The sequence below is a fragment of the Mesorhizobium sp. M7A.F.Ca.CA.002.09.1.1 genome (genome assembly GCF_003998555.1).
Lineage (GTDB): Bacteria > Pseudomonadota > Alphaproteobacteria > Rhizobiales > Rhizobiaceae > Mesorhizobium > Mesorhizobium ciceri.
The window spans coordinates 1-7,094 of record NZ_RZRR01000214.1; the positions used below are offsets into that span (position 1 = coordinate 1).

The window sequence follows — 7,094 nt, forward strand, 5'->3', positions numbered from 1 at the left end:
CCCAAAACCGCTGCGCACTTTTGAGCGACGTGCACTACTTCTGCCGCACGCCAAAACTCTGGAATCCCGACCGCATCAGCGGCTTCTTCGACGACAGCACGCCGGAATTGACGCCGGTCCAACCGATCTCGCCGGACAGCTTGCCATATTCGATCTTGGGGCAGCGGTTCATCACCACCTTGATGCCGGCGGCCTCGGCGCGCGCGGCTGCTTCGTCATGGCGCACGCCAAGCTGCATCCAGATCACTTTCGGCAAGGGATCGAGCCGCAACGCCTCGTCGACGATGCCGGGCACCGCCGCCGGCGCGCGAAAGATGTCGACCATGTCGATCGGCTCCGGAATATCGGCGAGCCTCGCATAGGTCATCCGGCCGAGGATCTCCTTGCCGGCCTGGCCAGGATTGATCGGAAACACCGAAAATCCCTTGGCCAGCAGATATTTCAGCACGAAATAGCTTGGCCGCACATCATTGGCGGACGCGCCGACCATGGCGATGGTCTTCACCGAATTGAGGATGCCGGCAATGTAAGTGTTGTCGTAGCTATCGTGGTTCATGCGGCTTCCTGCGGTAGTGGTATCGGTAAAGTTCACGGCTGAACCCAAGCGAGGCGTAGAGGGCGCGAGCCGGCGTGTTGTCGGCCACCACCTGCAGGCATGCAGCTGACGCACCCGTTTGTCGTGCCCAGTCGATCAGGACGCCCACCGTCTTGCGGCCCAGGCCTTGCTGCCTGAAACGGCCGTCGGTTTCAACCGATTCCACCACAAGCAGCCCATTGCGGATGACGCCATAGGCCAAGGCGGCAATTTCGCTGTCTCGTGTACAGGACACGAACGCCCGGTCGCCGACGATCAGTCCGGTCATCTCGCGAAAGACGCGGCGATCGATGTCGTCATAAGCCTCCATGCGGAAGCGCGCCGCGAGCCAGTCTTCGCCTGGCACAGGCGAAACAGCGACCCGCTCGTCGCGGACTTCAGCCAGATCGCCGATCCCGGCATGGAGATGGATCGTCCCGCCTTCCGGCTGGTAGCCGCGATGGTCGAGTGCGGTTTCGAGCTCGGCGGCGATATCAGGCACTCGGAACATCGGCGCCTGACCGTGGCCGACGTAGAAGGACTCTGCGGCGTCGATCACTTTGTCGGGCGCGCCACGCTCGCCGCGCAAGGGATTGGCCGAATTGGTACGCCGGATCCGTCCGCCCGATCGCCGCAGAAGCCAGCCATCAACCAACGTCTCGGTCGCCGCCGGCCAGCCTTCGCGGCACGCCTGCTCGACGCGCCAGTTGAGGTCATCATCGCCGGCGCTCACGCGTCATCCTCCCGCAGCGCTTCCTCCATAAAGGCCTGCGGATCGGTGCAGAAGTCGCGCATCATGCGAAAATGATCGGTATCGCTGAAATCCGTGGGATCGAGCCCGAACCGGCTGATGCGGAACAGCCGCGCGCCAGGACAAGCCATCAGCAGCGGCGAATGCGTCGCCATGATCACTTGCGCGGTGCCCGACTGGTCCATGCGCCGCAGCATCTTGAGCAGCTCGATCTGTCGCGTCGGCGACAGTGCGCTTTCGGGTTCGTCGAGGATGTAGATGCCTTGCCTGCGGCAGCGCTCCTCGAAAAAACGGATAAAGCCCTCGCCATGCGACCAGGACAGGAAGTCCGGCGGCGGGGGCCTAAAAGGGTCTTCCAGTGCCGCCTGATCGAGATATCGGGCCACGGAGTAGAAGGATTCGGCGCGAAAAAACCAGCCGGCGGTGACTTTCGGCAGCCAGTGACCGCGGAATGCGTTGGCCAGCGCGGCACCACTCTTGTCGATGGCGCTGGAATGGTCGACCGGCCTATATCCCTTGCCGCCACCGGCTTCGTCATAGCCGGCCAGCGCACCGATCGCCTCGAGCAGCGTCGATTTGCCGGTGCCGTTCTCGCCGACGATGATGGTGATCGGCGTGGTGAATTCGAGTTCGAAGTCGTGGCCGCGAAACAGCGGCAGGTTCCATGGATATTTTTCCCAATCCTCGACCCGCACGGCATCGAGCAGGATGCGCTTCAGATAGGGAGCCTTGAGCCGCGTCAGCTGCTTGCGATGGGCCATCAGCCAGGTAGCGAAATCGTGCCGTCTTCCGCGATCGGAAAGGCCGGATTGTGCGCCACTTCCCAGACATGCCCGTCGGCGTCGGCGAAGTAGCCGTACCAGCCGCCCCAGAAGGCGCGGCCGGCCGGCTTGACGATGCGGCCGCCGGCTTTTTCCGCCCTGGCGAGCACGTCGTCGACTTCGGCGTCGGAGCGGGTGTTGTAGGCGAGGTAGACCGCCGATGGCGCCGCGGCGAAGGCGATGCCGGAATCCTCTTCTGCGCTGGCACGTGGGAACAGACCAAGAATGACGCCGCCCATCTGGAAGAAGGCGACACCGTCGGTGATACCGGCATGCCGCTTCAAGCCCATAGCCTCGTAAAAGCGCACCGCGCGGTCCAGATCATCGGTGGCGATGGTAACGATAGAGATTCGCGGCTCCATGGTGCTGCTCCTATTCGTCCGTCCATTCCGGCTTGCGCTTGCCGATGAAGGCGCCGATGCCTTCCTCGGCGTCGCGCGCGAGCATGTTTTCGACCATGATCCGGCCGGTATAGGTGTAAGCATCCGCCAGCCCCATTTCGGCCTGCGAGTAAAACGCCTCCTTGCCCGTCTTGACCACCAAAGATGATTTGGAAGCAATGGTTTGCGCGTATTTGGTGACGATCTGATTCAGGTATTCACGCGGCACGACGCGGTTGACCAGGCCGAATTCCTTGGCGGTTGCCGCATCAATGGTCTCGCCGGTCAACAGCATCTCCATCGCATGCTTGCGCGAGACGTTGCGCGACAGCGCCACCATCGGCGTCGAGCAGAACAGGCCGATGTTGACACCCGGCGTACAGAAGGTCGCCTCATGCGAAGCGATCGCCAGGTCGCAGCTGGCGACCAGTTGCAGCCCGGCGGCGGTGGCCAGGCCGTCAACCTCGGCGATGACAGGCACTGGATGACGCACGATCGCCTGCATCAGCGTCGCACAAGCGGCAAACGTCTCTGCGAAAAAGGCCTTGCCATGATCGGCGTCAGTGCGGCGCGCGGTCATTTCCTTGAGATCATGGCCGGCGCAGAACACCTTGCCGGCAGCCGACAAGACGATGACGCGAACGGCCTTGTCGGCCCTGGCGCGCTCGAGTTCGGCCGTCAGCGCCGCCATCACCGCCAGCGACAGCGCGTTGGCAGGCGGATTGGCGAGTGTGAGGCGCAGCACGCCCTTGTCCAGTTGTGCAACCACCGGACCCTCAACGGCGGCAGGCTTGATGGCAAGGATTTCGGCCATGGATAGGGTTCTCCGCGATTCCGCTGGGGCTGCCAGACTATCTAATACCGGATCAGGTTTCGTCCAACACCGATCGCTTGCGCCAGGGGACGAAGGTTGTCAGAAATGCCGCGCTGCGCTCATACAGGCCTGGCGCAAAGCGAGAGACCAAGACATGCCCGCCCAGACCAACCTCAAGCCCGTGCTGACCGCGCAACAAGTCAATGCGCTGATGGAAACCGTCTATCCGCAGCTCAATGAGCAGTTCAAATATTTCGAGGCGATCGACGTGTTCCCGGGCGGCTGCACCGTGCGGCTCAACGCCGGCGAACGGCATTTGCGTCCCGGCGGCACGGTGTCCGGCCCCTCGCTGTTCACGCTGGCCGACATTGGCGGCTACGTCTGCGTGCTCAGCCATGCCGGGCCGGATGCGCTTTCGGTCACCGTCAACCTCGACATCAATTTCGTGCGCAAGGCCGAGGCAGGACCGATCGACGGCCATTGCCGCATCCTGAAGCTGGGAAAGAGCCTGATGGTGTTCGACATCGACATCGTTGCCGGCCCAGACGGACACACGGTGGCGCATGCCATCGGCACCTATTCGATCCCGCCGAAGCGGAATGGTGATGTGGTAAAATAATACCTTTTGTTCAAGTTATTGTTTTTGCTACATTTTACCTGATATCTACCTTTTCGTTCGCCTTGACGCGGTCACCACCCTCGCCTATAAGCCTCCACGAAGCAGCGGCCCGCAAAGGCCGCCGTTTTGTTATTGGCGGCGGGCAAGCGCCTTTCGCCAATCCAAGCAACAAGAAACGCCTTCTCTTATGAAGGTCAGAACCGAGAGCAGAAAACATGACAACCTTTTCGCAGAAGCCTGCGGATGTGGTGAAGAAGTGGATCCTGATCGACGCCGAAGGTCTCGTCGTCGGTCGTCTGGCCACTGTCATCGCCAATCATCTCCGCGGCAAGCACAAGCCGACCTTCACCCCGCACGTCGACGACGGCGACAACGTCATCGTCATCAATGCCGACAAGGTGGTGTTCACCGGCAAGAAATTCACCGACAAGGTCTATTACTGGCACACCGGCCACCCAGGCGGCATCAAGGAGCGCACCGCGCGCCAGCTGCTCGAGGGTCGTTTCCCCGAGCGTGTCGTCGAGAAGGCCGTTGAGCGCATGGTCCCGCGTGGCCCGCTCGGCCGTCGCCAGATGAAGAACCTGCGCGTCTATGCAGGCGCCGAGCATCCGCATGTCGCCCAGCAGCCCGTCGTGCTCGACGTGGCCAAGCTGAACGCCAAGAACAAGAAGGTCGCATAAGATGGCTGAGCTTTCCTCGCTCGCAGAACTGGGCGCCGCCACCGGCAACACCAATACCCAGCCGGCGGCCCCCGTCCACGTCCAGAAGCTCGACAAGTCGGGCCGCGCCTATGCCACCGGCAAGCGCAAGAACGCCATTGCGCGCGTCTGGGTGAAGCCGGGTTCCGGCAAGATCATCGTCAACGACAAGGAATTCGCGACCTATTTCGCGCGTCCGGTCCTGCAGATGATCCTCAACCAGCCGATCATCGCCTCCAACCGCGCCGGCCAGTACGACATCGTCGCGACAGTCGTCGGCGGCGGTCTCTCCGGCCAGGCTGGCGCCGTGCGTCACGGCATCTCCAAGGCGCTGACCTACTACGAGCCGACGCTGCGCGCCGTGCTCAAGAAGGGCGGCTTCCTGACCCGCGACAGCCGCGTCGTCGAGCGCAAGAAGTACGGCAAGGCCAAGGCCCGTCGTAGCTTCCAGTTTTCCAAGCGCTAAGCACTTCGCAGCTTCAGACAATCGAAAAGGCCGCCTCCGGGCGGCCTTTTTGTTTGCGGCTCGGCAGTCACCCCACCCACGCCTACGGCGCGACCTTCCCATCAAGGGGAGCTAGAAGAGCGCGGCGCCCTACCTCCCCTCAATGGGAAGGTCGGCGCGGAGCGCCGGGTGGGGTGACGGCGCCGGAAACAGGTCAGGCCTTGCCGCCCTTGATATAGTCGATGAACGCCCGCAGCGGGGCCGGAACCAGGCGCCGGCCGGGATAATAGAGAAACGGTCCGGGAAAACTCTGCCACCACGGTTCGAGCACGGGCTCAAGAGCGCCGCTGTCGAAGTAAGGGCGCAGCCAGCCCTCGAAGAGGCCGATGATGCCGGTGCCGGCAATAGCCGCGTCGACGGCAAGATCCGTCGCCCCGCCGATCCGCACGATCAAGGGGCCTGTCGGATCGACCCGCACCACCTCGCCGTCTCGCTCGAATTCCCAGGGCAGCATCGCACCGCTGGCAAAGCGCCCACGCACGCAGGAGTGGCCAAGCAGGTCGCTCGGGTGTTGCGGGCGGCCATGGCGATCAAGATAGGCAGGGCTGGCGGCCGTGGCGAAACGCTGCACGCGCGGTCCGATCGGCACCGCGATCATGTCCTGCTCCAGCCGCTCGTCATAGCGGATGCCGGCATCGCAGCCGGCCGCCAGCACGTCGACGAAGTTCTCGTCGGCGATCACCTCCAGCCGGATACCGGGATAGGCGGCGAGGAAACCCGGCACGATATCGGGCAATATCAGCCGCGCAGCACTGACCGGCACGTTGAGACGCAACGAGCCAGCCGGCCTGTCGCGAAAGCCGTTCACCACGTCCAGCGCCGCCTCCACCTCCGACAGCGCCGGGCCGAGCCGCTCCAGAAGGCTGAGGCCCGCCTCGGTCGGGACAACGCTGCGCGTCGTGCGGTTGAACAGCCTGACACCGAGCTGCACTTCCAGGCGACGCACCGCCTCACTCAGGCCGGAGGCGCTGCCGCCGCTCGCACGCGCGCCGTCGCGAAAGCCGCCGGCGCGCGCCACCGCCACGAAAGCATTCAGATCGCTGAGGTCCATCATTGTTCGCCATTCCGCACGGCCTGTGTGGATTGTACCGGATTATCACGAGGTTGGGCAGCGCCTATCTCTGCCTCCTCAAGGAGATCAATCATGTCCAACATCCAACAATCCGGCACCTTCGCCCCCGCCACCTTCAAGCTTGGCAGCCGCACCGTGAAGCGGCTCGGCTACGGTGCCATGCAACTCGCGGGACCCGGCGTGTTCGGGCCGCCCAAGGATCATGACGCGGCATTGGCCGTGCTGCGCGAGGCGATTGCGCAAGGCGTCGACCATATCGATACCAGCGACTTCTACGGTCCGCACGTCACCAACCGGCTGATCCGCGAGGCGCTGGCGCCCTACCCCCAAGATCTCGTCATCGTCACCAAGATCGGTGCCCGGCGCGGCGCGGATGGATCGTGGCTGCCGGCCTTTTCCGCGGAAGCGCTCACCCAGGCGGTACACGACAATCTCAGCAATCTCGGGCTCGAGGTGCTCGACGTCGTCAACCTACGCATCATGTTCGATACCCATGGCCCCGCCGAAGGATCGATCGAAGCGCCGCTTACCGTGCTGGCCGAGCTCCAACAACAGGGTCTGGTCAGGCACATCGGGCTGAGCAACGTGACGCCGGCGCAGATCGCGCAAGGACGGGGGATCGCCGAGATCGTCTGCGTGCAGAACCAGTACAATCTGGCGCATCGCGGCGACGATGCCCTGATCGACGATCTTGCCCGCGATGGCATCGCCTATGTGCCGTTCTTCCCGCTCGGCGGCTTCAACCCGCTGCAATCCTCCACCCTGTCGGAAATCGCGGCGCGCCTCGGCGCCACGCCAATGCAGGTCGCGCTCGCCTGGCTGCTGCGCCGCGCGCCCAACATCCTGCTGATCCCCGGCAC

General features: G+C 63.6%; 10 protein-coding genes. 4 read left to right on the forward strand and 6 right to left on the reverse strand.

What is annotated here, in order from left to right:
* Positions 1-34: 34 nt before the first annotated feature.
* From EN994_RS12045 to EN994_RS12065, 5 genes are read right to left on the reverse strand one after another with little or no spacing between them, the layout of a single operon-like run.
* On the reverse strand, positions 35-556 hold the full coding sequence (locus tag EN994_RS12045) for a CoA-binding protein (protein WP_024504599.1): 522 nt from the start codon (positions 554-556) through the stop codon (positions 35-37).
* On the reverse strand, positions 543-1,307 hold the full coding sequence (locus EN994_RS12050) for a GNAT family N-acetyltransferase (RefSeq protein WP_063167786.1): 765 nt from the start codon (positions 1,305-1,307) through the stop codon (positions 543-545). The genes EN994_RS12045 and EN994_RS12050 overlap by 14 nt, the downstream gene beginning before the upstream one ends.
* Complete coding sequence (locus EN994_RS12055) at positions 1,304-2,086, reverse strand: AAA family ATPase (protein WP_063167785.1); 783 nt, start codon at positions 2,084-2,086, stop codon at positions 1,304-1,306. Before EN994_RS12055 ends, EN994_RS12050 begins: the two co-directional genes overlap by 4 nt.
* A complete protein-coding gene (locus EN994_RS12060; RefSeq protein WP_013532202.1) occupies positions 2,086-2,508 on the reverse strand; it encodes a VOC family protein in 423 nt (140 codons plus the stop codon). Before EN994_RS12060 ends, EN994_RS12055 begins: the two co-directional genes overlap by 1 nt.
* A 10-nt stretch (positions 2,509-2,518) precedes the next feature.
* On the reverse strand, positions 2,519-3,340 hold the full coding sequence (locus EN994_RS12065) for an enoyl-CoA hydratase (protein WP_063167784.1): 822 nt from the start codon (positions 3,338-3,340) through the stop codon (positions 2,519-2,521).
* 154 nt (positions 3,341-3,494) lie between these two features.
* Here EN994_RS12065 and EN994_RS12070 point away from each other — a divergent pair, with 154 nt between their 5' ends.
* The 3 genes from EN994_RS12070 (at position 3,495) to rpsI (ending at position 5,123) form a co-directional block, all read left to right on the forward strand.
* The gene (locus EN994_RS12070; protein ID WP_063167783.1) at positions 3,495-3,959 is read left to right on the forward strand and encodes a PaaI family thioesterase; all 465 of its coding nucleotides are present in this window, start codon (positions 3,495-3,497) and stop codon (positions 3,957-3,959) included.
* 215 nt (positions 3,960-4,174) lie between these two features.
* Positions 4,175-4,639 carry a 50S ribosomal protein L13 gene (gene rplM / locus EN994_RS12075; RefSeq protein WP_013532205.1) on the forward strand — a complete coding sequence of 155 codons (465 nt, stop codon included), beginning with the start codon at positions 4,175-4,177 and terminating at the stop codon, positions 4,637-4,639.
* 1 nt (position 4,640) lies between these two features.
* Positions 4,641-5,123 carry a 30S ribosomal protein S9 gene (gene rpsI / locus EN994_RS12080; RefSeq protein WP_023810272.1) on the forward strand — a complete coding sequence of 161 codons (483 nt, stop codon included), beginning with the start codon at positions 4,641-4,643 and terminating at the stop codon, positions 5,121-5,123.
* A 193-nt stretch (positions 5,124-5,316) separates the two neighbouring features.
* Here rpsI and EN994_RS12085 read toward each other — a convergent pair whose 3' ends face one another.
* Positions 5,317-6,216 (reverse strand): LysR family transcriptional regulator, encoded by a 900-nt coding sequence (locus EN994_RS12085; protein WP_013532207.1) that lies wholly within the window; start codon positions 6,214-6,216, stop codon positions 5,317-5,319.
* 90 nt (positions 6,217-6,306) lie between these two features.
* Between EN994_RS12085 and EN994_RS12090 the strand changes: the two genes are divergently transcribed.
* On the forward strand, positions 6,307-7,094 hold a 788-nt coding region (locus EN994_RS12090; RefSeq protein WP_164745884.1), incomplete at its 3' end, for an aldo/keto reductase family oxidoreductase.